A 23,023-nucleotide genomic window follows, 5' to 3' on the forward strand; every position below is an offset into this window, starting at 1 on the left:
GCGGCCGGGCCAGGGAGCGCCGCTCGCAACGGGCGCGACCCGCGATGACGCGGCCATGTCCGGGCCGTGACCGGCCCGTGACCGGCCCGTGACGGGCCCCGCGGGTTCGGACGATTGCGAGCGGCCCGGCGGATCGCGCGGCGCATCCGCACGCGGCTGGCGAATCCGGCCTCCTGGGCGATCGCCCCGATGGCAGGCGGGTCACCGCCCGGATCCGCTCGGCCGCCGCGACGCGGATCGTCCCGATGGCCCGGCGCGCCGGGACACGAAGCGTGACCGGACGGGAGGCATCCGCGTCCGGACCCGGCGGCCCGGATGCGGCACCGCCTATCGCGGCCCGGAGCCGGCCGGCGTCTGATCGGTGCAGGTGATGGGCTTGCCGGACCCGTCGGTCCACGTGACCGACCGCCCCTTGCCCCGCAGCTCGTGGGTGGCGTCGGCATAGCGGAACCCCGACCCGCTCAGCTGCACCGGCAGGGTGACGGCGCCGCCGTCGCCCGGCCGGACGATTGCCTGCTCCGGCCCCGCGCCGTTCACGAACGTGACGGCCAGCGTCCGCCCCGTCGGACAGGCGAAGGTCACGTGGATCGTCTCGGGCCGCCCCGGTCCGGCCGCAGCCCCGTGCGGCCCGGCGGCCACGAGCAGGCCGCCCACGAGGATCGCGGGCCGGACGGCACGGGCAGGGACTCTCATCGACCACTCTCCAGACACGTTCCGGCGGCCGCGTGGCGGCCGTCCCGACGATCATCGCCGGGATGCGCCCTGCGGGCAATCGGAGGGCTTCCCGGATCACCTGAAATGCGCGGAACCGAACAATTGTAGCGATCTAGAATATTTCATTGCCGCACAGTAAATAAAGACCAATACAGTAAATATTTCACGATTCGTCCAACGCGACAAGACGGATCACGGTCCAGTCCCGTCGATCACGGTGTGCCGGCCGCGATCGAAGATCGGTCCGGTCGGCGAGCCAAGCGTCCGGGGCTGCTGCGACGGGGCTGTCCAGGACGCGAATCCGGGTCGTGGCTGACCACCGTCCGCGCGCGCCGCTTAAATGGCTCCTTAATGAAAGGAAAATAGTAATGCGAAAATCGCGCAGCTGCAGATCCAATGAACCGCCCGAAACACGCTCTGTCGACACTGATCGCGGCGCTGACCAAATCCCCGCGCGGCCTGACCGCCATCCGTCAGCTCGCGGAACTGCAGAAACAGGTCCCGTCCCTCTACGGACTGCTCTCGGTCAATGCCTGCGCGCTCGCCGCGACGCATTATGCCCTGGCGCCCGCCATCCTGACGCTCGGCATTCCGGCGGTCGTGATCTCGCTGTGCCTGATCCGCGGGGTCCACTGGCTGCGCCTGCGGCCCGAGACGTTGAGCGAGGCGCAGGCGGTCCATCATCTGCGGCGGACCACGGTGCTCACGATCTTCTTCTCGATCGTCTTCGTGGTCTGGGCGATGGTCCTGACCGGGTTCGGCGGCCCCTACGAGCAGGGCCACGCGGCGATCTTCGTGGCCGTCACGGTGATCGCCTGCATCTTCTGCCTGACCCATCTGCCGGTCGCGGCCTTCCTGGTGACCGGCATCGTCATGAGCGTGTTCCTGTTCTGCTGCGTGACGAGCGGGAACAAGGTCTTCCTCGCCATCGCGGCGAACACGGCCTTCGTGACGGTGGTGATGGTCCGGACCCTCAACACCAACTACCGGGCCTTCGTCGACCTCGTGGCGTCCCAGGCCGTGGCGAGCCGGCTCTCCGAGGAGAATGCGCGCCTTGCCCAGACCGACAGCCTGACCGGCCTGCCGAACCGCCGCTACTTCTTCCAGAAGCTCGACGAGGCGATCCGCTCGCCCTCGGAAGCGGGCGCGCCCTTCGCCCTGGCCATCTTCGACCTCGACCGTTTCAAGCCGATCAACGACACCTACGGGCATAATGTCGGCGACCGCGTCCTGGCGGAAGCCGGCCGGCGCCTCGCGGAATTCGCCAGCGCCGACGTGGTGGTGACGCGGCTGGGCGGCGACGAATTCGGCGTGATTCTCCGAGCGTCCGAAGGGGCCGCGGCGGCGCTCGCCTTCTGCGACGGCATCTGCACGGCGCTGCAGCAGCCGACGCGGATCGGCGACATCCGGGTCGTCACGGGCTGCTCGGGCGGCCTCGCCGTCTCCTGCAAGGCCACGCGCGACGCGGACGCCCTGTTCGACCGCGCCGACTACGCGCTCTACCACTCGAAGGAGCAGCGGCGCGGCGCGACGACCCTGTTCTCGCAGGAGCACAAGGACGCCATCCATGCCGAGCAGGCGGTGGAGACGGCCCTGCGGACGGCCGACCTCGCCGCCGAGATGGTCCTGCACTACCAGCCGATCCTCGACACGGAGACGGGGCGGATCGCCTTCGTGGAGGGTCTGGCGCGGTGGACGAGCCCGTCGCTGGGCCAGGTCGGACCGGACCGGTTCATCGCGGCAGCCGAGCGCTGCGGCATGATCCACACGGTCACGCTCCTGCTTCTGCGCAAGGCGCTCGCCGACGGCGCGCGGCTGCCGCCCGAGACCGGCCTGTCCTTCAACCTCTCCGCCCACGATCTCGCCTCGCCGGAGACCGTCCTGGCGATCCTGGCCGCGGTGCAGGGCAGCGGCTTCGACCCGCGCCGGCTGACGCTCGAACTCACCGAGACCGCCCTGATGCGCGACTTCGATCACGCCAAGGCGGCCATCACCGCCCTGCGCAGCCTCGGCATCAAGATCGCGCTCGACGATTTCGGGACGGGCTATTCCAGCCTGGGCTACGTCCACCGCCTGCCGCTGGACAAGATCAAGATCGACCGCAGCTTCATGGTCGACATCAACACGGACCGGGGCTGCAGCCTGATCTCCACGATCCTGGACCTGTGCCGCAACCTCGGCCTCGACGGGATCGTCGAGGGGATCGAGACGCAGGCCCAGCTGGACGTGGCGCGGCGGCACGGCAGCCGCTACGTCCAGGGCTATCACATCGGCCGGCCGATGCCCCTCGCCGCCCTGCTCCAGCGGATGGACCACGACGCCGGCGCGGTGCGTCGCAGGGCCTGAGGGACGGGCGGGCGGCGCGTCGCCATCCGCCGGCACGGCGCCGTCCGTCGGGCCGCAGCCTCAGGCGGCCACCGGGGCCGCCCCGGGTTCCGGCAGCTGCATGTGGCGGTAGGCGTGCCGGGTGAGGACGCGGCCGCGGGGGGTGCGCTGCACGAAGCCGCGCTGGATGAGATACGGCTCGATGATGTCCTCGATCGCGTCGCGCGGCTCCGACAGGGCCGCCCCGATCGTCTCGATCCCCACGGGGCCGCCCCCGAAGGAGCGCGCGATCAGGCTCAGGTACTTGCGGTCCATCACGTCGAGCCCGGCCGCGTCCACGTCGAGCAGCTGCAGCGCCCGGTCGGCGATCGCCCGCGTCACCGTCTCGGCCTCCGCCACTACGGCGAAGTCCCGCACCCGCCGCAGGAGACGCCCGGCGATCCGCGGCGTGCCCCGCGCCCGCCGGGCGATCTCGTTGGCGCCCTCCGCCGACATGCCCAGGCCCAGGACCCGCGCCCCGCGCGCCACGATCTGCTCCAGCTCGTCGATCTCGTAGAATTCCAGCCGGATCGGGATCCCGAACCGGTCGCGCAGCGGCGTGGTCAGCAGCCCCGCCCGGGTCGTGGCGCCCACCAGCGTGAACTTCGGCAGCTCGATCTTGACCGAGCGCGCCGCCGGGCCCTCGCCGATGATCAGGTCGAGCTGGTAATCCTCCATGGCCGGGTAGAGGATCTCCTCCACCGCCGGGTTGAGCCGGTGGATCTCGTCGATGAACAGGACGTCGCGCTCCTCCAGGTTGGTGAGCTGCGCGGCCAGGTCCCCGGCCTTGGCGATCACCGGGCCGGAGGTCGAGCGGAAGTTCACGCCGAGTTCGCGCGCCACGATCTGGGCGAGCGTCGTCTTGCCCAGGCCCGGGGGGCCGACGAACAGCACGTGGTCCAGCGCCTGGCCGGTCTTCCGCGCCGCCTCGATGAACACCTGCATGTTCGCCCGCGCCGCACGCTGCCCGATGAATTCGGACAGGCTCAGAGGGCGGAACGTCTGATCCGGCTCGCCGGCGACCGGATCCGTGCCCGTCCGGAGCGGCGCCATCGTTCAGGCCGCCCTGGCGCGGCCCGACGCCCCCTCGAAGGGCTGGACCAGGACGCGCCGGCCCGAGAGGTCGTGCACGCTCACCCGCCACTCGGCCCAGTCGGTCCGGTTCGCCAGCGACTGCCGCACGTCGGAGGCGACCTTCCGGGCCCGATCGACCAGGCGTGCCGCGGCGCGGACCTCGGTGCCGCGGGCATCGAACACGCATTCGAGGCCGTTGGTGCAGTGGAACCGGTACTTGGCCATCCCTCGCTCCTCCTCGGCCGCCCCGTGCGGCCCGCGTCGTTTGTTCATTATATGTTCTCATTTTCGCAGGATCCAGCCCCGGCGGAGCGTCGCAGGCGCCCCCGGCGGGGCCGGGGCGTCGGAGGTTCGGTTGCGGCCGACGGGATCGGCAGGGAACACCGCGCGCCCTGCGGGCTTACCGGCCCGGACGCTTCACCATCGGACCGGGATACCGCCATGCGCGCCACGCTCCTCGCCCTCCTGCTGGCCGCCGCCCTGGGCACGCCCGGCCGCGCCGCCGAGGCGCCGGCCGAGTCCGACGCCCTCAAGCCGATGGTGAAATCGGACAGCCTCGTGTTCAACGGCATCACCCGATCCCCGGACGGCCGGCTGTTCTCCCCGTTCCAGCGGCAGAGCAAGGACACGGGCCTCGAACTCGGCGAGTGGCGGGACGGCAAGGCGGTTCCGTTCCCCGACGCGGCCTGGAACGCCTGGAAGCCGGGCGACGATCCGGCCAAGGCCTTCGTGGCGGTCAACGCCATCCGGATCGGGCCGGACGGGGACCTCTGGGTGGTCGACAAGGGCGCGCCGGGCATGGGCGCGGCGCCGCTGCCGGGCGGCCCGAAGCTCGTGCAGATCGACCTCGCCACGAACGCCGTGCGCAAGGTCTATCCGCTGCAGGCGGCGACCGGCGAGAAGAGCTTCATCGACGATTTCCGCTTCAACGGCAGCCACATCTACCTGACGGATGCCGGCCAGCCCGGGCTGATCGTCCTCGACCGCGAGACCGGCGGCCTGCGGCGGGTGCTCGACGGCCATTGGTCCACCATCGCGCAGCGCCCGCTCACCGGCCAGGGCCGGGTGCTCCGGGACGACCAGGGCAAGCTGCTCTTCATCCACGCCGACCAGCTGGAGGTCTCGCCGGACGGCAAGACCTTCTACTATCAGGCCTGCACCGGGCCGCTCTACAGCATCGAGACCCGGTATCTCGACGACGCGACCGTGAGCGACGACGAGCGCGCCAAGCACGTCAAGCTCCACGCCGCCACCGTGGCGACGGGCGGCACCGCCATCGACGCGGCGGGCACGATCTACGCGAGCGACACGGACGGCCTGCGGATCCTCAAGATCGCGCCGGACGGGACGATGAGCACCCTGGTGCAGGACCCGCGGCTCGTCTGGGTCGACGCGATGTGGATCGACGAGCAGGGCGGCCTGTGGATCCCGGCGGCGCAGATGAACCGCACGCCGGCGATGAACGGCGGCGAGGCCTCGGCGGTCAAGTTCCCGACGACGATCTACCGGATGCAGATCGACGCCAAGCCGCTGCGCAACTGAGCCGGGTATGAAGCGCCTGACGCACCGCGCGGAGAACCGGGATGCCGGTTCCCAAGTTTGACCGAAGCGGGGGCCGGGCCCCGGCGCGAGGATGGGAGGGACGGATCATGCGCAGGATTCGGACGTCGCGGCCGGCCGCCGCCTTCTTGGCGGCCGGCCTGATCGTCACGTGCGCGACGCCGACGCGGGCCGACGCCGCCCTCGTCCTTCGCGAGACCCGGCTCCACACGCCACCGGATTCCCACGAGCCGCAGCGGGCGATGGTCAACCTGCGCAACACCGGTCCGGACCTGGCGACGAACGTGACCGTCCTGTGTACCTTCACGGGGGCCGGTGGGGCGGTGCTCGACACGCAGCAGGCCTCGGTGCCGGAGGTCGTGGGCCTCGCCGACGTGCAGGCCGAGACGATCTACTACGGCTGGCCCCGCGCGAGCGGCGCCACCTGCCGCCTCGCCGAGCCGCACTGACCCGGTCCTCGCGGGCCGGCCGACGCAGCCTTGGCGGTTTCCGCGCGTTATGGTGCGTTCCCGTGGCGTCCCAGGTCCGTTTCCGGCAGAAGGCCCCCACGACCCGCCACCTCTGTCACAGCGCCAGTCCCGTGCCCGATTCACCGGCCCTCCCCGCCCCGGCGACCAGCCCCGACCGCCCCGCGCAGATCGGCCCCGTCGCGTCCGCGCGGCCGGCGGCGGAGCCCGTCGCGACGCCCGGACCCTGAGCGTGGACGCGACAGGGACCGACATGCTCCTGCGGCGCGCCCGCGCGCTGGAGGAGGAGGCCGCCGGATTGCGGGCGCGGGCGGCGACCACCGGCACCGGCGGCGCGCCGCCGATCCCCGACGGCGCCGCCCGGTTCGCCGCCATCGCCCTCGACCGCGACGGGTGCATCACCGCCTGGAACGCCGGCGCCGAGGACATCCTCGGTTGGACGGCGGAGGCGATGGGCGGCCAGCCCTTCGCGGCGCTGTTCACGCCCGAGGACCGGGCGGCGGGCCATCCCGGGGCCGCTCTGCGCAGGGCCCTGGACGAGGGCAGCGTCGCGGACGCGGACTGGCACCTGCGCGCCGTCGGCGGCCGCCGGCGGATGTCCGGCTCGGTGACGCCGCTGCGCGACGGGGCCGGTGCCCATGTCGGCTACGTGGCGGTGCTCCAGGACAGCCTGGACCTCGACACCGCCGACCGGGCGCTCCGGGAGGCCGAGGCCCGTCTGCTGCGGGCGCAGGAGGCGGGCGGGATCGGCCTGTTCACCGTGGGGGTCGACGACGGGCTCCTGCACCCGACCCCGCAATTCTGCCGGCTCTACGGCCTGCCGGAGCGCAGCACCTACCCGGCCGAGATCGTCGAGGCCCTGATCCTGCCGGAGGACCAGACCCTCGTCTCGACGGCAGCGAGCCGGCGCCGGGGCGACGCCCCGCGCGACGTCACCTACCGGATCCGGCGGCCGGATACCGGAGAGATCCGCTGGATCGCGCGGCAGGGCGAGATCGAGCGCGACGTCCACGGGCGCCCGGTGCGGTTCTCCGGGGTGGCGCGCGACATCACCGAGCAGCGGCAGGCCCGGGACGCCCTGCGCGCCGGCGAGGAGCGCTACCGGACGCTGTTCGACGCCATCGACGACGGCTTCTGCATCATCGAGTTCTTCGACGGCCCGCACGGCCCCCTGAGCGACTACGTCCACATCGAGGCCAATCCGGGCTACGAGCGCCACACCGGCATTCCCAACATCGTCGGACGGACCCTGCGCGGCCTCGTCGCGGCCGAGGACGCGGATGCGTGGCTCGACCTGTATGGCGGGGTGCTCCGCACCGGCCGCCCGATCCGGTTCGAACGCTTCTTCGCGCAGGCCGACCGCTTCATCGACGTCTCGGCGGCCCGGGTCGAGCCGCCGGGACGGCGTCAGGTCTCGGTGCTGTTCCGGGACGTCACGGCGCGCCGGCAGGCGGAGGACGCGCTGCGCGCCAGCGAGGCGCTCGCCCGCACCAACATCCAGCGCGTGCAGCTCGCCCTCGCGGCCGGCGCAATCATCGGCACGTGGTTCTGGGACCTGCCGAGCGACCGCTTCACCGTCGACGAGGCCTTCGCCCGCAGCTTCGGCCTCGATCCGGCCCTCGGCCGCGAGGGCCTGAGCCTCGCCCAGGTGGTGGAGACCGTACATCCCGACGACCGCGACGGCCTGGCCGAGGCCATCACGGCCGCGATCGCCCGGGGGGGCGCCTACGCGCACCAGTACCGGGTCCGCCGTGCCGACGGGAACTACTACTGGCTGGAGGCGAACGGCCGCGTCGACCATGCGCCGGACGGCACGCCCCTGAGCTTCCCCGGGGTCCTGATCGACGTGGACGAGCGTAAGGCCGTCGAGGCGGAGCGGGACCGGGTCACCGCGGCGCTGCGCAGCCTCAACGAGACCCTGGAGCAGCGGGTCGCCGCGCGCTCCGCCGAATTGATGCGCGCCGAGGAGGCCCTGCGCCAGTCGCAGAAGATGGAGGCGGTCGGCCAGCTCACCGGCGGGCTCGCCCACGACTTCAACAACATGCTGGCCGGGATCGTCGGCTCGCTGGAGCTGATGCAGACCCGGATGCTGCAGGGCCGGGTCGGCGACCTCGACCGCTACATCGGCGCGGCGCAGGGGGCGGCCAAGCGCGCCGCCGCCCTGACCCACCGCCTGCTGGCCTTCTCGCGCCGCCAGACCCTCGACCCGAAGCCGACGGACGTGAACCGTCTGGTCGAGGGCATGATGGACCTCGTCCGCCGCACGGTCGGCCCCGCCGTGGCGATCGAGTCGGTGGGGGCCGGCGGCCTGTGGCCGACGCTGGTCGACCCGAGCCAGCTCGAGAACGCGCTGCTCAACCTGTGCATCAACGCCCGGGACGCGATGCCGGAGGGCGGCCGCATCGTCATCGAGACGGCCAACCGCTGGCTCGACCACCGGGCCGCCCAGGAGCGCGAGCTGGAGCCGGGCCAGTACGTCACGCTCTGCGTCTCGGACAACGGCACCGGCATGACCCCCGACGTGGTCGCCAAGGCCTTCGACCCGTTCTTCACCACCAAGCCGATCGGCGAGGGCACCGGCCTCGGCCTGTCGATGATCTACGGCTTCGCCAAGCAGTCCGGCGGGCAGGTCCGGATCTACTCCGAGATCGACCAGGGCACGATGGTCTGCCTGTACCTGCCCCGCCATCTCGGCGAGGCGGAGGCCGAGGTGAGCCTGCCCGACCTCGCCCACGCCCCCCGCGCCGAGCAGGGCGAGACGGTCCTGGTGGTGGACGACGAGCCCACCGTGCGGATGCTGGTGACCGAGGTGCTCGAAGACCTCGGCTACGCGGCGATCGAGGCGGCGGACGGGGCCTCGGGCCTGAAGGTGCTCCAGTCGGACGTGCGCATCGACATGCTCATCACCGATGTCGGCCTGCCCGGCGGCATGAACGGCCGCCAGATGGCCGATGCCGGCCGCCAGCACCGTGCCGACCTGAAGGTCCTGTTCATCACCGGCTACGCGGAGAACGCCGCCCTCAACCACGGCCATCTCGGCCCCGGCATGCAGGTGATGACGAAGCCCTTCGCCCTGGAGGCGCTGGCCACCCGCATCCGCGGCATCATCGGGGGCGAGGGCTGAGATCCGGAGGCCGCGGTCGGGCGCCAGGCGGCCGCATCCGGGGCGGTGCGGTCGGGCCGGACCGGGCGGCGCCCGGCGGAACGTCGGTGCCCCCGCCGGACACGGGGTGCGGCAGGCCCGCGCGGAACGGGCGGGCGGGGTCGGGCGTCATTGCCATACCGATCCGACGCGCCCATGAGGACGGCCTCAGCGCGGTGCCCGAATTGGAGAGCGGCAGCCGCGGTTGCGCGTCAGGAATGTCGACCCGCGCCGAGGCCGGCAGCGCGAACGCGGGGCGACCGGCCGGGCCGCGCCGAACGGAGGCGACAGGGAAGCTACCGTGGACACGCAGACCATCCCGGCCGAACTCAGCACCTTCTTCGAGAAATCCCACATCGCCCTGGCGCTGGCCGCGGCGACCGACGACAACGTCCTGCTCCTGGTGAACGCGCCGTTCCACCAGCTCACCGGCTATACGGGCGCGGAGGTCGTCGGGCGCAATTGCCGCCTCCTCCAGCGCGACGCCGACAACCGGGAGGCGCGGGCCAAGATCCACGCCTTCCTGGAGAACGACCGGCAGGACTCCGTGCGCACGCCGATCCTGAATTTCCGCAAGGACGGGAAGCCTTTCGTCAATCTGCTGTACATGTCCAAACTGAAGGCGCTCTCGGGCGAGGTGCGCTTTCTTTTCGCATCCCAATTCGATGTCAGCCGCTCGCAACCCGCGTTGCTTTCCGCCTACGATACCGAACTCGGCCGGACCTTGAGCCGGCTGACCCCGACGCTTGCGGAGAGTGGGCTCGTCATCGAGGGCTCGCTGATGACGATCGCCAACACGGTCGCCACGGTCGCGCAGGCCAAGCTCACGCTCGCGGATCTCGATGCACCAGGATTTCCATAACGCCCCCGGAGGCGAGGCCTCGGAGATCCTGGACGGCGCCGGGACGGTGACGGCCCCGCCCTTCGCCGGACCCGTCGTGGGAATCGGCGCCTCGGCGGGCGGACTCGAGGCCCTGCGGGAGATGCTGGCGCGCGCCCGGCCGCCGACCGGCATGGCCTTCGTCATCGTCCAGCACCTCGACCCCAACCACGAGAGCATGCTGGCGCAGCTCCTCGACCGGCAGACCGAGCTGGAGGTGCTCCAGTGCGAGGGCGGGGAGCGGATCGCGGGCGACAAGGTCTACATCATCCCGCCCGGGCGGGGCCTCGTCATCCAGAACGGCGTCCTCGAACTCACCCACTTCGTCCAGCCGCGGGGCCTGCGCCGGCCGATCGACGACTTCTTCCTGTCGCTCGCGGTCGACCAGCAGGCCAACGCCGCCTGCGTGATCCTGTCGGGCACGGGGGCCGACGGCACGACCGGCCTGCGGGCCATCAAGGAGCATGGCGGCGTCTGCGTGGTGCAGCAGCCCGACACCGCCCGCTACGACGGCATGCCGCTCTCGGCGGTCGGCACCAGCCTCGTCGACTTCGTGCGGCCGCCGGGGGAGATCGTGGACTGCCTCACGAGCTTCTTCCGCCGCCGGGGCACCGACGCCGTCGACGACGAGGCCCGCCTCGTCGCCGACCACATCGACGACCTCTGCCGGGTCATCCGCGCGACGGTGGGCCACGACTTCTCCGGCTACAAGCGGACCACCCTGGTCCGGCGGGTCGAGCGGCGCATGCACGTCCTCGGGCTCGAGTCCGGCCGGGCCTATCTCGGCCGCGTCCGGGCGGACAAGACCGAGTGCGAGGCGCTGTTCCGCGACCTCCTCATCAACGTCACCCGCTTCTTCCGCGACGCCGAGCTGTTCGAGCTCCTCCGGGAGCGCGCGGTGGAGCCCCTGCTGCGCACCCGCGACCCCGAGGAGGACATCCGGGTCTGGATCCCGGGCTGCTCCAGCGGCGAGGAGGCCTACAGCATCGCCATGCTGTTCGCCGACGCCGCCCGCCGCCTCGGCCTGCCGCCGGCGGTCCAGATCTTCGCCACCGACATCGACGAGCGCATGCTCCAGATCGCCCGGGAGGCGACCTACCCGGCCGCCGCGCTCGCCGACATCCCGGCGCATCTGCGGGAGCGCTACGTCGTCCCCCATGCCGAGCGCTTCACCATCGCGGCCGAGATCCGCGACCTGATCCGCTTCTCCAGCCACAGCCTGGTCAAGGACCCGCCCTTCTCGCGGGTCGACCTCCTGTCCTGCCGCAACCTGCTGATCTATTTCGACGAGCGCCTCCAGCAATCGGTGGTGCCGCTGTTCCACTACGCGGTCCGGCCCGGGGGCTACCTGTTCCTCGGGCCCTCGGAGAGCGTCAGCCGGTTCGAGCACCTCTTCCCGGTCATCGACCAGCACGCCCGCCTGTTCGAGCGGCCGCCGGGCGCGCCACAATACCCGATCGACCTGCCCGGGAGCGCCCGGCGCGGCGAGACCCGGCGCGGAGCGCGCGAGGAGCGCCGCGGCGAGCCCTCGATCGCCGACGAGACCGTCGCGGTGCGCCGCGTCATGGAGCGCTACGCCCCGCCCAGCATGGTGCTCAACGAGGATGGCGGCATCATCGCCGCCTACGGGCGCCTGAGCCGCTACTTCGACTTCCCGGTCACGCGGACCGGCGGCAGCAGCGCGATCACCCTGGCCCGTCCGGGCCTGCGCGACGTGATCGGGCCGCTGCTCCGCCAGACCCGGGATGCGCGCAAGCGCGTGGTCGTCCGCGACGTGGAGATCCGCTCGGAATACGGCGTGCAGCCGGTCGAACTCATCTGCGATCCCCTGCCCGACGGCTCGATGCTGCTCGTCCTGCGCGACACCGGCGCCTTCCAGGCTGCGGACGATCTCGACCTGATCGAGATGGATGCCGGCGGCGACCACGTCGAGGCGCTGGAGGAGGAGCTGCTGCGCACGCGCTACAAGCTCCGCTCCACCGTCGAGGAGCTGGAGACGACGAACGAGGAGCTGAAGAGCTCCAACGAAGAAATGATGTCGATGAACGAGGAGCTCCAGTCGACGAACGAGGAGCTGTCCACGGTCAACGACGAGCTGAAGACCAAGGTCGAGCAGCTCACCATCGCCAATGCCGACCTGCGCAACTTCTTCGAATCCACCGATCTCGCCGTGGTCGTGCTGGACCGCGCCCTGAAGGTGCGCAGCTTCACCACGGCCGCCACGGCGATCTTCCCGCTGCAGCCGGCCGACCGGGGACGTCCCCTCGCCGACGTGTCGAGCCGGCTCGCCGGCCTAGAATACCTGCATGACGCCCAGGAGGTCTGCGCCGGCGGCTCGGTGATCCAGCGGCGCGTCGCCACCCGGGATGGGGACCGGACGCTCTCCCTGCGGGTGCTGCCCTACCGCCTGCAGAACGGCAGCGTCGACGGCGCCACCCTGGTGCTCACCGACATCACCGAGGCCTTGTCCCTGGAGCGCCAGCTCGCCGCGGAGCGGGAGCGGCTGGAATTGGCCGTGAAGGCCGGAGGCATCGGCGTCTGGGAATACAGCCCCGATGCCGGGACCGTCGTGGTCGACGGCACCGCCGGCACGATCTTCGGCCTGACTCCCGACACGCCGCACCCCACCGCCGCCCTGGCGGCCAGCGTGCTGCCCGAGGACCGTCCCGGCTTCGAGGCGGCTCTCGCCGAAGCGGCGCACGGCCTGGACGAGTTCGAGGCGCGCATCCGCGTGCGCGCCGCCGATCACGCGCTGCGGCACATCCGCAGCTACGGGCGCCTGACCCGGAGCGGCGACCGGAAGCGGATCGTCGGCGTCTGCATCGACGTCTCGCCCGAATACGCGCTCGCCGAGACCCGCGACCTGATGCTGCGGGAGATGAACCACCGGGTGAAGAACCTGTTCGCGATCATCGGCGGCATGATCTCGGCGGGGGCCCGCACGCACCGGGAGATCGGCGTCTTCGCCACCGACATGCGCGACCGCATCTCGGCCCTCGGGCGGGCACATTCCCTGGCCGATCCCTCCGACGGCCAGGGCATGAGCGACCTCGCGGGCCTGATCGGCGCGACCCTGCGCCCGTACCGCGACCACGTCCCCACGGTGATCGAGGGGCCCCTCGTGGCGATCAACTGGCGGCACGTCTCGTCGCTGGCGATGATCCTGCACGAATGGGCGACGAACTCGGTGAAATACGGCGCGCTCGGGTCCGACGACGGCGCGCTGTCCGTCACCTGGGACCGCCAGGAAGAGGGGCTCGTCCTCGAATGGTGCGAGCGCATGGCCCGCGTGGCCGAACCGCGGCCGGGCCGGGGCTTCGGGACCCTGCTGGTGGAGATGTCCCTGCGCCAGCTCGAAGCGACCGTGACGCGCAGCCACGACGCGTCCGCCTACCGGATCACCCTGCACCTGCCGGAACTGGCGCTGACGCGGGGGTGAGGCGCGAGCCGATCCCTCCGCTACCGGCCGCACGCTCGCGGCGGCCCGTCGGATCCATCCATCCGTGTCGGCAACGCGGCTTCAGGACCGGGCGCGGGTCCCCTCGCCCGTGCGGGAGAGGGACAGGGTGAGGGGTGCGGCCTTACCGAGAAAGTCTCGACCTCGGCTGACCGGCGACCGGGCGCTCGATCCTGATCCTTCTCGTCCCTCACCCCAGCCCTCTCCCGCTCGGGAGAGGGGGTCCGTCGCGCCTCGTCTCCAGCGCCCGTGCCCATGCCCGCGCGATCTCTCGTCCTCTCGTCTCAGGCCGCGCCCTGCAGACGCGAAACGGCCCGCCGCGGCGATGCCGGACGGGCCGTCCTGCCTGGCGGGGCACCGGGATCCCGGCGCCCCTCCGATCAGTCGATGACCTCGACGATGCGGTGGCCGCGATCGACCAGGACGGGCTGGTCGTTCACGATGGTGTAGCGGTAGCCCGGACGCACCCGGTACTCGTCGGGCACGTCGTAGTAGGTCACGCTGTCCTCCGGCAGCACGGTGCCGACCCGGACCGGGCCGCCCCAGCTGTAGGAGCGCACGCCGCGGTCGCGGACGTAGCTGCGGAACCGGGGACGGTCGTCGACCCCGAGGATGCCGCCCACCGTGCCGGTGGCCGCGCCCACGGCGCCGCCGACGATGCCGCCGACCGGGCCGGCCGCATCGGCGCCGACCGCCGCACCCTCGGCCGCGCCCCGCAGGGTGCCCTGCGCCTGGGCGGCCACCGGGAGGGCGAGGAGGCCGGCCGTCGCCAGCGACAGAAGAAGCTTGTTGGTCATGCTGAGATCTCCAGGCTCGTCAGGGCGTTACGGGCCGCGGAGGCTCAGTTGCAGCCTTCCTTGTGGACGGTCTTGGAGTTGCCCATGCCGTCCTCCTTGTGGACGGTCTTGGAACCGCAATCGACGGTGCCGGTGGTGACCTCACGCTTCTCGACGACGGTGTCGCGGTGGTCGACGACGGCGGGCCCGTCGCGGCGGATGACCGTGGTCTCCTCGGCGCTCGCCGCGCCGCACAGGGCCGCGAACAGGGCACCCGAGAGAATGATGTTGCGCATTGGTAGCCTCCTGGTTTCAATCGAACCCAGCAACGGCAACTCCGGAAAAAGGGTTCCACACGCATCGCTCTGTACAGCGCGCGGCTATTTGCGATGAGAGGCGGTATTGGTTGCGTGCAATCGATCGCAACGGGCCGGTTCAGCTGCGCAGGACCGGCGCGCCGCGTCAGCCGGCCAGGGGCGGCACCCGGCGCCACCAATCGTGCGCCCGCTCGTACTGGTGCGCCACGCGCAGGATCTCGGCTTCGGCGAAGGGCCGGCCGGCGATCTGGAGGCTGATCGGCAGGCCGCGCCGATCGAAGCCGCAGGGCAGCGCGATCGCGGGCAGGCCCGTGAGGTTGAACGGGTAGGTCAGCCGCCAGGAGGCCGCCAGCACGCTCTCCGCGCGCCCGCCGAGCGACACCGCGGACTCGTCCGTCCGCCACGCGGTCAAGGGCGAGGCCGGGCCGACGATCACGTCGGCCTCCGCCAGGATGGCGGCCATCTCGTCCATGATCAGGGCCCGCACCTGCTCGGCGCGCAGGTAGTCCGGCCCGGTCACGAGCCGGCCCATCTCCACGAGGTCGCGGACGTCGGCGGCGAAGCCCGCCACGTGGCCCTGGGCGAGGCTGCGGTCGTGATAGGCGGTCGAGGAGGCGAGCTCGATGGCGTAGATGGCCCCGAGGCCGTGGCGCAGGGACGGCACCGCGACGTCGCGGACCGTGCAGCCCTGGCCGGCGAGGAAGCGGAGCGCCCCCTCGATTGCGACAGCGACGTCCTCGTCGACCGCGTCGAAGAAGTGGTTGCGGATCACCGCGACGCGCAGGCCCCGGATCGGCCGGTCCAGCCCGGCCGTGTAGTCGGGGACCGGCGCCGCGCTGGCGGCGGGATCGCCGGCATCCGGGCCGGCGAGGGCCTGCAGCATCAGGGCGGAATCGGCCACCGTCAGGGTCAGCGGCCCGGCATGGTCGAGGGACCAGGAATGCGGGACGATCCCCGACCGGCCGACCCGGCCGTAGGTCGGCTTGAGGCCGACGACCCCGCACAGGGCGGCCGGGATCCGGATCGAGCCGCCCGTGTCCGAGCCGAGGGCGGCCGGGCAGAGGCGGGCCGCGACCGCGGCGCCGGAGCCGCCGCTGGAGCCGCCGGGCACCCGGTCGAGGTCCCAGGGATTGCGGGTCGGCGGCGTGACCATGCCCCAGGCGAATTCGTGCATGCGCAGCTTGCCGAGGATCACCGCGCCGGCCGCCCGAAGCCGCGCCACCGCGTGGCTGTCGGCCGCCGGGAAGGTCAGGGCCTCCACGGCGGTACCCGCCCGGGTCGGCATGTCGGCCGTGGTGTAGTTGTCCTTGATGGCGATCGGGATGCCGTGCAGCGGGCCCCGCGGGCCGGACCGGGCGATCTCGGCATCGGCCGCGCGCGCGGCGTCGAGGGCCGCGGACGAGAGATGGACGAAGCTGTTCAGGGCGCCGTCGAGGCGCGCGATCCGGTCGAGGCTGGCGCCGACGAGGTCGGCGCTCGACAGCTCCCGCGCCGCGATCCGCCGCGCGAGCTCGGTGATCGGCAACGGCCAGAGGGCGTCAGTCACGGCGGTCGTCATGGGGCCCCCGGCGGTACGGCAAGGTCGGATCGAAGACGACCGGCGGATGGATGTCCGCGAGGTCGAGGTCGCGGAGCCGGGCGATCTCGGCGAGCACCGGCGCGAACTGCGTCAGCAGGTGCGCGACCCGCCCGGGCTCCTGGCGCAGGCCGATGACGTCGCGCAGGAGATCGGGCGCATCGGCGGCCCCGCCATCGGCCGCAGCGCCCGGCCGCTCAGCGGGCGCTTTCAGGAGCATCGCCACGACGTCGTCCGGCAGGGCGCCGGCCGGGCCGTGCTTCCGGGGCATGCCGGCCACGAACGGCACGAGCTGCCGCCGGGCGATCGCGAGGACGCGGCGCAGCTCGGCGACGGGCTCGGCGTGCTCGTCGACCCGCAGGTCGACGAGCGGGTAATCCTCGCCGGCGACGATCCTGAGGGCCGCCGATTGCTTGCCGCGCTTGTCGCCGCCGGCCGCATCGCCGGCCTCCAGCGCCCGCATGAGCCGCTCGTCGAGGTCGCAGGCGGCGCTCCCCGCGAAGGCCTCCGCCATGGCGTCGATCACGCCGGTCCCGGCGAGCATGTTGCCCTGCACGGCGTAGCCGGCCCCGGTGCGGTGTCCGGCGGCGTCCGTGCAGCCGGCGCCGGTCCAGGCCGCGCCGGTCCCGCGCGCGTCGACGAGGCCGAGCTGGCGCAGGTCCGGCCGGTCGTCGGTGGCGAGCGCCGCCGCCAGGGCGGCGTCGGGGCCCAGCCCGCCGGCCAGCCCGTCGAGGATGCGGGCAGCGAGGTAGGGGTTCACCCAGGACTGGGTGGTGACGGCCCCGATCCCGGCGCGGATGTAGGGGCAGAGCCCGCCCACCGCCGGGACGGCGCTCGCCACCGCGACGCCGAGCTGCCCGGTCCGCGGGCAGCGGGCGGCGATCGAGAAGGTGTTGAGTTCGCTCATGGCTCACACCGCCAGATGGCCGATGACGCGCGCCTGCGCGTCCGGCGCCTTGGCGGGGCCGCTGTCGACGATCTCGCCGAGCTTGAGGACGGCGTAGCGGTCGGCCAGCGCCAGCGCGAAGGCGACGTGCTGCTCCACCACCAGCATGGACACGCCCGCCGCCCGCTCGGCGTCGAGCACGCCGCGCAGGCGCTCGACCATGGAGGGCTGCACGCCCTCGGAGATCTCGTCGATGAGGAGCAGGCGCGGGCGCAGCATCAGGGCGCGCCCGAGGATCAGCATCTTCTGCTCGCCGCCCGAGAGGGTGCCGGCCCGCTGGGCCAGCCGGTCCTTCAGGAACGGGAAATGACCGAACAGCCGCTCCAGCGCCTCCGGCAGCATCCGGTCGGAGGGGAGCGCGAGGCGCAGGTTGTCGCGGATCGACAGGTCCTGGAACAGGGGCTGCTCCTGCGGCGCGTAGCCGACGCCGAGCGCCACGAGCCGGGCGGGCGACAGGCCGCCGAGCGCCTGTCCCCCGACGGTGATCGCGCCGCCCCGCAGGGCGACCATGCCCAGGATGGTCTTGAGCAGCGTGGTCTTGCCCATGCCGTTCTTGCCCAGCAGCGCCACGATCTCCCCCGGCGCCACCGACAGGGACACGCCCTTCACGATCGAGACCGCGCCGTAGCCGCTCGACACCCCCTCCAGGGCGAGGGCGGCGCCCGCCGGCTCGCTCCGCCGCACTGCCTCAGCCGCTGCCTCAGCCATGGGCACCTCCCGAATAGATGGTCCGGACCAGCTCGGAGCCGACGACGTCCTCCACCGTGCCGTCGAGAACGAGGCGGCCCTGGTGCAGCACCACGATCCGCGAGGAGATCTCGCGCACGAAGTCGAGGTCGTGCTCGACCAGCACGGCGGCGATCCTTCCCCCGGCGGTGAGCGCCTTGAGCACGGTCCCGATGGTGGTGCGCTCGGCCTTGGTCAGGCCGGCGGTGGGCTCGTCCAGCAGGATCAGCCGCGGCTCCAGCGCCACCACCATGGCGAGTTCGAGCGCCTGCTTCTGGCCGTGGGACAGGAGGCGGGTCGGCCGGGTCAGCAGGCGGTCGAGGCCGGTCATGCGCAGGACGTCGAGGGCCGCCTGCGGCAGGCCCAGCGTCTCCGCCTGCCCGACCGGGCTCAGGCCGTCATGGGATGCCCGGGCGAGCCGGAGGCAATCGGCCACCGACAGGCTCTCGAACACGCTCGCCACCTGGAACTTGCGCCCGACCCCGAGGCCGACGATGCGGTTCGGCGTCAGCCCGGTGATCGGGGTGCCGCCGATGGCGATCGCCCCCGTGAAGGGCTCGGTGCCGTCGCTGAGGCAGCGCATCAGCGTGGTCTTGCCGGCGCCGTTGGGCCCGACGAGGCTGACGAGTTCGCCCGCCCGGATCTCCAGGTCGATGCCCTCCAGCACCGTCAGGGCGCCGTAGGCCTTGGCGAGGTTCTCGACCGTGAGGATGGGGGTCGCGGAGGCGGCCGCGTCCGTCCCGGCCGCCCGCGCGACGAGGCGCGGCGGCGCGGGTTCCCGCCGGCCCACCGGCAGCGCCCGCCAGAGGCGGCCGACGAGGTCGGCGAGGCCGCCCGGCAGCAGGATGATGATGGCCACGAAGGCCGTGCCCAGGAGGAGCTGCCAGAGGAACGGCAGGTCGCCGGACAGGTTCGCCGCGAGGTAGTCGATGGCGATGGTGCCGAGCACCGGGCCGAGCAGCGTGCCGCGGCCGCCGAGCGCCACCCAGATCACCAGCTCGGTGCCGAACAGGAAGCCGGCATTCTCGGGCGCGACCACGCCCGACGCGTTGGCGAACAGGAAGCCCGCGATCCCCGCGACGGCGGCCAGAGCCGCGGTGAGCCGGATCTGCAGGCGCCGCGGGTTGAGGCCGAGATAGGCGCAGCGCGCCTCGTTGTCCCGCAGCGCCACGAGGGCGCGGCCCGCATCGGCCCGGACCAGGATCCAGGCCGCCAGGGTGACGACGATCAGGAACAGGGCCGCGAGGCGGAAATAGCCCTCGCTCTCGAAGGGCAGCACGTCGAATCCGACGAGGCCGCTGCTGGAGCCGGTCCATTCGCCGCCCGCGTAGATCAGCTGTACCACGACGATCGGGACGACCAGCGAGATCACCGAGGCGTAGAGCGGGGTCGAGCGGTGGTAGAAGGACAGCCAGCCCACCGCGAGGCCGAGCAGGGCCGGCGCGACGAGCGCCGCCGCGACCGCCGCGGCGATCCCCAGGGGCGTCGCCCCGTAGGCGGTGAGGATCATCGCGGTGGCGTAGGCGCCGACGCCGAAGAAGGCCGCCTGCCCGAAGGTCAGGATCCCCGCGAAGCCCCAGAGCAGGTCCACCGTGACGGCCAGCACCGCGTAGATCATCGACCGGGTCAGGACGTTGACCGCGAAGGTGTCGAGGACGAGCGGCGCGATCCAGAGGGCGAGCGCCGCCAGGATTGCGACCACGACGGGCGCCGCGCGGGACAGGCGCCGCCGGCGGGGGGCCGCGGCGGCGCGCTCGGTGACGGGCAGGGTCTCAAGCACGGGAGAAACCTTTCGGGCTGATCCGCAGCACGAGGGCGGCGAGCACCGCGATGGCGATGCTGCCGAGGATCGGGCTCACGAAGGTGCTGATCAGGACCTGCGCGGCCCCGAAGACGAGGCAGGCCGCCGCGAGCGCCAGGTACGAGGCGTCGGCGACCATCACCAGCATGAAGGCGCCGATCAGCCAGGCGACGCCCATGTTCGGGTCGACGCTGGTGAGCGGCGTCAGCAGGACGCCGGCGAGCGCCGCGAACCCCGCGCCGATCATGAACACGACGAGGCGCACGCGCCCCGTGTCGATGCCGAGGCTGCGCGCCAGGGTCTCGTTCATGATCACCGCCCGGGCCGAGAGTCCGAGCCGGGTCCGCTCGATCGTCAGCGCGAACAGGGTGCCGATCGCCAGCGCGATGCCCAGAGCCACGAGGCGGTAGGCGGAATAGTCGACGCCGAGGATCTCGACGGTGCCCGCCAGCAGGTTCGGGGTGAGCTGGACGTCCCGGCCGAAGGCCAGGGTGATGAGCTGCCCGACCACGATGCCGAGCCCCCAGGTGGCCAGGATCGCGTCGAGCGGCCGCCGGTAGAGCGGGCGGATGATGAAGTGCTCGGCGAGACCGCCGAGCGCCGCGCCGACCGCGAAGGCCAGCGGCAGCGCCAGCCAGGGATTGAGCCCGAGCTTGGCGGTCACCACCGCGCAATAGGCGCCGACCGTCAGCCACGCCCCGTGGGCGAAGTTGATGATCTTGAGCACGCCGAAGATCGCCAGGAGGCCGATCGAGACGATGAACAGGATCGCCGCGGTGGTCAGGATGTCGAGGGTGAGCAGCATCGGGGAGTTCCGGTTGAAGGACCGTCATCACGAGGCGAAAGCGGCAGAGGCCCGGCGCAATGAGCGCCCCTGTGCGGGCCTGCCGATCCACGCATCTGCTTTGGCAACGCGGATTCAGGATCGGGCGCGGGTCCCCTCTCCCGTGCGGGAGAGGGACAGGGTGAGGGATGCGGCCTCTCCGAGAGAGTCTCGACCTTGACCGCGCGGCGATGGGGCGCGCGATCCCGAAACCTCCGATCCCTCATCCCACCCCTCTCCCGCACGGGAGAGGGGGCGCGTCGCGCTCGTTCAGCGGCGTCGGTGTCCGCCTCAGACGGGCGGCCATCGTCGCCGGGCGGGAGAGGGAGGCGTCGCGCCCCGCCCCTCATTGCAGCTTCGGGCACTGCTCGCCGGGATCGACGTCCTTGAAGGTGCCGGCGACCTTCACGGTGCCGTCCTTCTGGATCTGGCCGAGATACATGGTCAGCGGCGCGTGGTGCTGCTTGCTCATGGTGATCGTGCCCCGCGGCCCGGTGAAGCTTACCGTCGGCAGCGCCTCCAGCACCTTGGGGGTCTCGGTCCCGCCCGCCTTCTCGACCGCGGCCTTGTAGAGGTAGATCGCCTCGTATTCCGGCACCGAGAGGTCGTTCGGGGTGCGCAGCTCGGCGCCGAACTTCTTCTGCATCGCCGCCAGGAACGCCTTGTTCTCCGCGCTGTCGATCCCGGTGACGTAGGAGGCCGAGAGGTAGACGCCCTCGGCGTCCGCGCCCATGCTCTTGGCGGTGCCCTCGTCCAGCGCGAGGTTGGCGAAGGGCAGCGTCACGCCGGCGCCGCGCAGCTGCTTCGTCAGCGTCACGTTCGGCGCGCCGCCCGCCGTCGAGGTGATCAGCGCGTCGGGCTTGGCCTCCTTCAGCTTGGAGATGATCGCGGTCCAGTCGCTGCCGTCCATCGGCAGGTATTCCTCGCCGAGAACCTTGCCGCCGGTCTTCTCGACGTAGCTCTTGGCGAAGCCCAGCATGCCGCGGCCGAAGGCGTAGTCGCTGCCGATCAGGAAGTAGGTCTTGGCACCCTGCGCCTTGAAGGCGTCCACCACCGGCGGAACCTGCTGCTCCGGCACCCAGGCGTCCACGAACATGTTCTTGTTGCAGGAATGGCCCTCGTAGAACGAGGTGTAGATGTACGGCACCTTCCCCTTGGTGACGGCGGGCAGGCCGGCATTGCGCGCCGCGCTCGTCTCCATGGAGATCAGGACGTCGACCTTCTTCTGGTAGATCAGGCTGTCGAAGGCCTTCTGGGCGCCCGCCGCCCCGGAGGCGTCGTCGGCGACCTCGAGGACGAGCTTGCGGCCGAGCACGCCGCCCTTGGCGTTGATCTCCTCCACGGCGAGTTCGGCCGACTGCACCACCGAGGGGGCGACGACGCTGTTGGCGCCCGACAGGCCGATCGGGATGCCGATGACGATCGGCTTGCCGTCGGCGGCCTGCGCGGCCGTGGCGGCGAGGGCGAGCGCCGCGGCGCCGGCGAGGGACCATTTCACCATGAACGAACTCCTTGGGACGGACGGGAAGGGTTACGGATCTCGGCTCAGCCGTAGATGTCGGTGCGGCGGTCGCGCAGGAGCGAATTGAACCGGTTCAGGTCCTTGCGGCCGGCCGCGTCGAGATCGACCAGCGCCGAGAGGGTCTCGGTCCGGTCGCGGCTCGCCGGGCCGGCGAGCGGCCAGCCCTTGGGGCCGACGATCAGGCTCTGCCCCTCGAAGGGCTGGCCGCGCTCGGTGCCGACCCGGTCGGCACAGGCGATGAAGAGGCCGTTCACATGGGCGGCAGCCCGGTGCAGGGTGTTGGCCATGGCGGCCTCGCCCGCGGGCTGGTCGGGCATCGGCACCCAGTTGGTCGGGATGCAGACGATCTCGGCGCCGCCGAGCGCCAGCTGCCGGAAGGTCTCGGGGAACCAGCCGTCGTAGCAGATGGCGACGCCGACCTTGCCCAGCGCCGTGTCGAAGACCGGGAAGCCGAGGTCGCCCCTGGCGAAGAACACGTTCTCCCGGTCCCAGAGATGCGCCTTGCGGTAGGTGCCGATATAGCCCTCCGGCCCGACGATCACGGCGGCGTTGTAGAGGACGTCGCCGGCGGATTCGGCGATCCCCGCCACGATGTGCACGCCGAGCTCCGCGGCCAGCGCCGCCCAGGCCCGGGTGGTCGGGCCCTCCGGCACCGGCTCGGCCAGGGCGGCGGCCTCCGCGGCGGATTCGAACACGTAGCCGGTGCTGGCGAGTTCCGGCAGCACGATCAGCCGGCTGCCCGCGGCGGCGGCCGCGCGGACGAGATCGGAGGCCCGCGCCAGATTCGCGTCGACCGCGCCGAAGTCCGGCGCGAACTGGATGCACGACACCCGTATCGGCGGGCGCGCAGGACCGTTCGCTTGGATCATGAAAGCTCC

General features: G+C 72.1%; 18 protein-coding genes. 6 read left to right on the forward strand and 12 right to left on the reverse strand.

The genetic code is table 11. The features are described from left to right. Positions 1 to 327: 327 nt before the first annotated feature. Entirely contained in the window at positions 328 to 693 is a 366-nt protein-coding gene (locus PQI07_RS09605) for an MliC family protein (RefSeq protein WP_274926516.1), read from the reverse strand. Between the two features lie 417 nt (positions 694 to 1,110). Between PQI07_RS09605 and PQI07_RS09610 the strand changes: the two genes are divergently transcribed. Then, a complete protein-coding gene (locus PQI07_RS09610) occupies positions 1,111 to 3,060 on the forward strand; it encodes a putative bifunctional diguanylate cyclase/phosphodiesterase (protein WP_053611569.1) in 1,950 nt (649 codons plus the stop codon). Positions 3,061 to 3,120: 60 nt separating this feature from the next. On the opposite strand, the gene ruvB is transcribed toward PQI07_RS09610, so the two are convergent. Then, positions 3,121 to 4,131 (reverse strand): Holliday junction branch migration DNA helicase RuvB, encoded by a 1,011-nt coding sequence (ruvB, locus tag PQI07_RS09615; RefSeq protein ID WP_274926517.1) that lies wholly within the window; start codon positions 4,129 to 4,131, stop codon positions 3,121 to 3,123. A gap of 3 nt (positions 4,132 to 4,134) precedes the next feature. Further along, the gene (locus PQI07_RS09620) at positions 4,135 to 4,377 is read right to left on the reverse strand and encodes a DUF6894 family protein (protein WP_043387267.1); all 243 of its coding nucleotides are present in this window, start codon (positions 4,375 to 4,377) and stop codon (positions 4,135 to 4,137) included. A 216-nt stretch (positions 4,378 to 4,593) separates the two neighbouring features. Here PQI07_RS09620 and PQI07_RS09625 point away from each other — a divergent pair, with 216 nt between their 5' ends. The 5 genes from PQI07_RS09625 to PQI07_RS09645 all read left to right on the forward strand — a co-directional run bounded on the left by PQI07_RS09625 (position 4,594) and on the right by PQI07_RS09645 (position 13,640). Next, complete coding sequence (locus PQI07_RS09625; protein ID WP_043759690.1) at positions 4,594 to 5,694, forward strand: SMP-30/gluconolactonase/LRE family protein; 1,101 nt, start codon at positions 4,594 to 4,596, stop codon at positions 5,692 to 5,694. Between the two features lie 107 nt (positions 5,695 to 5,801). Next, complete coding sequence (locus PQI07_RS09630; protein WP_043351061.1) at positions 5,802 to 6,161, forward strand: hypothetical protein; 360 nt, start codon at positions 5,802 to 5,804, stop codon at positions 6,159 to 6,161. A 250-nt stretch (positions 6,162 to 6,411) separates the two neighbouring features. Then, on the forward strand, positions 6,412 to 9,303 hold the full coding sequence (locus tag PQI07_RS09635) for a PAS domain S-box protein (protein WP_274926518.1): 2,892 nt from the start codon (positions 6,412 to 6,414) through the stop codon (positions 9,301 to 9,303). Between the two features lie 319 nt (positions 9,304 to 9,622). Then, positions 9,623 to 10,183 (forward strand): PAS domain-containing protein, encoded by a 561-nt coding sequence (locus tag PQI07_RS09640; RefSeq protein ID WP_053610625.1) that lies wholly within the window; start codon positions 9,623 to 9,625, stop codon positions 10,181 to 10,183. Then, complete coding sequence (locus tag PQI07_RS09645) at positions 10,164 to 13,640, forward strand: CheR family methyltransferase (protein WP_274926519.1); 3,477 nt, start codon at positions 10,164 to 10,166, stop codon at positions 13,638 to 13,640. Before PQI07_RS09640 ends, PQI07_RS09645 begins: the two co-directional genes overlap by 20 nt. 398 nt (positions 13,641 to 14,038) lie before the next feature. On the opposite strand, the gene PQI07_RS09650 is transcribed toward PQI07_RS09645, so the two are convergent. The 9 genes from PQI07_RS09650 to PQI07_RS09690 all read right to left on the reverse strand — a co-directional run bounded on the left by PQI07_RS09650 (position 14,039) and on the right by PQI07_RS09690 (position 23,014). Next, positions 14,039 to 14,455 carry a DUF1236 domain-containing protein gene (locus PQI07_RS09650; RefSeq protein ID WP_043387275.1) on the reverse strand — a complete coding sequence of 139 codons (417 nt, stop codon included), beginning with the start codon at positions 14,453 to 14,455 and terminating at the stop codon, positions 14,039 to 14,041. A 44-nt stretch (positions 14,456 to 14,499) separates the two neighbouring features. Further along, positions 14,500 to 14,730: a hypothetical protein gene (locus tag PQI07_RS09655; RefSeq protein WP_043358016.1), complete on the reverse strand. Its 231-nt coding sequence runs from the start codon at positions 14,728 to 14,730 to the stop codon at positions 14,500 to 14,502. 166 nt (positions 14,731 to 14,896) lie between these two features. Then, entirely contained in the window at positions 14,897 to 16,297 is a 1,401-nt protein-coding gene (locus tag PQI07_RS09660; protein ID WP_274926520.1) for an amidase, read from the reverse strand. After that, positions 16,290 to 17,234 carry a DUF1028 domain-containing protein gene (locus tag PQI07_RS09665; protein WP_274926521.1) on the reverse strand — a complete coding sequence of 315 codons (945 nt, stop codon included), beginning with the start codon at positions 17,232 to 17,234 and terminating at the stop codon, positions 16,290 to 16,292. The genes PQI07_RS09660 and PQI07_RS09665 overlap by 8 nt, the downstream gene beginning before the upstream one ends. Positions 17,235 to 17,237: 3 nt before the next feature. Continuing rightward, positions 17,238 to 17,981, reverse strand: coding sequence for an ABC transporter ATP-binding protein (locus PQI07_RS09670; RefSeq protein WP_274926522.1), 744 nt, complete (start codon positions 17,979 to 17,981; stop codon positions 17,238 to 17,240). After that, positions 17,974 to 19,779, reverse strand: coding sequence for a branched-chain amino acid ABC transporter ATP-binding protein/permease (locus tag PQI07_RS09675; protein WP_274926523.1), 1,806 nt, complete (start codon positions 19,777 to 19,779; stop codon positions 17,974 to 17,976). Before PQI07_RS09675 ends, PQI07_RS09670 begins: the two co-directional genes overlap by 8 nt. Continuing rightward, on the reverse strand, positions 19,772 to 20,605 hold the full coding sequence (locus tag PQI07_RS09680) for a branched-chain amino acid ABC transporter permease (RefSeq protein ID WP_043387286.1): 834 nt from the start codon (positions 20,603 to 20,605) through the stop codon (positions 19,772 to 19,774). Before PQI07_RS09680 ends, PQI07_RS09675 begins: the two co-directional genes overlap by 8 nt. A gap of 364 nt (positions 20,606 to 20,969) precedes the next feature. Then, entirely contained in the window at positions 20,970 to 22,124 is a 1,155-nt protein-coding gene (locus PQI07_RS09685; protein ID WP_043357997.1) for a substrate-binding protein, read from the reverse strand. Positions 22,125 to 22,168: 44 nt separating this feature from the next. Then, complete coding sequence (locus PQI07_RS09690) at positions 22,169 to 23,014, reverse strand: nitrilase family protein (protein WP_179697467.1); 846 nt, start codon at positions 23,012 to 23,014, stop codon at positions 22,169 to 22,171. Positions 23,015 to 23,023: the final 9 nt, after the last annotated feature.

It is taken from the genome of Methylobacterium sp. 092160098-2 (assembly GCF_028920805.1).
Taxonomy (GTDB): domain Bacteria; phylum Pseudomonadota; class Alphaproteobacteria; order Rhizobiales; family Beijerinckiaceae; genus Methylobacterium; species Methylobacterium fujisawaense.

What these genes read in the sequence shown, in the direction of transcription:
- PQI07_RS09630 (WP_043351061.1), top strand. Translation starts at nt 5,802, where the DNA reads ATGCGCAGGATTCGGACGTCGCGGCCGGCCGCCGCCTTCTTGGCGGCC.
- PQI07_RS09690 (WP_179697467.1), bottom strand. Translation starts at nt 23,014, where the DNA reads ATGATCCAAGCGAACGGTCCTGCGCGCCCGCCGATACGGGTGTCGTGC.
- PQI07_RS09625 (WP_043759690.1), top strand. Translation starts at nt 4,594, where the DNA reads ATGCGCGCCACGCTCCTCGCCCTCCTGCTGGCCGCCGCCCTGGGCACG.
- PQI07_RS09665 (WP_274926521.1), bottom strand. Translation starts at nt 17,234, where the DNA reads ATGAGCGAACTCAACACCTTCTCGATCGCCGCCCGCTGCCCGCGGACC.
- PQI07_RS09605 (WP_274926516.1), bottom strand. Translation starts at nt 693, where the DNA reads ATGAGAGTCCCTGCCCGTGCCGTCCGGCCCGCGATCCTCGTGGGCGGC.
- PQI07_RS09685 (WP_043357997.1), bottom strand. Translation starts at nt 22,124, where the DNA reads ATGGTGAAATGGTCCCTCGCCGGCGCCGCGGCGCTCGCCCTCGCCGCC.
- PQI07_RS09650 (WP_043387275.1), bottom strand. Translation starts at nt 14,455, where the DNA reads ATGACCAACAAGCTTCTTCTGTCGCTGGCGACGGCCGGCCTCCTCGCC.
- PQI07_RS09645 (WP_274926519.1), top strand. Translation starts at nt 10,164, where the DNA reads ATGCACCAGGATTTCCATAACGCCCCCGGAGGCGAGGCCTCGGAGATC.
- PQI07_RS09670 (WP_274926522.1), bottom strand. Translation starts at nt 17,981, where the DNA reads ATGGCTGAGGCAGCGGCTGAGGCAGTGCGGCGGAGCGAGCCGGCGGGC.
- ruvB (WP_274926517.1), bottom strand. Translation starts at nt 4,131, where the DNA reads ATGGCGCCGCTCCGGACGGGCACGGATCCGGTCGCCGGCGAGCCGGAT.
- PQI07_RS09610 (WP_053611569.1), top strand. Translation starts at nt 1,111, where the DNA reads ATGAACCGCCCGAAACACGCTCTGTCGACACTGATCGCGGCGCTGACC.
- PQI07_RS09680 (WP_043387286.1), bottom strand. Translation starts at nt 20,605, where the DNA reads ATGCTGCTCACCCTCGACATCCTGACCACCGCGGCGATCCTGTTCATC.
- PQI07_RS09620 (WP_043387267.1), bottom strand. Translation starts at nt 4,377, where the DNA reads ATGGCCAAGTACCGGTTCCACTGCACCAACGGCCTCGAATGCGTGTTC.
- PQI07_RS09655 (WP_043358016.1), bottom strand. Translation starts at nt 14,730, where the DNA reads ATGCGCAACATCATTCTCTCGGGTGCCCTGTTCGCGGCCCTGTGCGGC.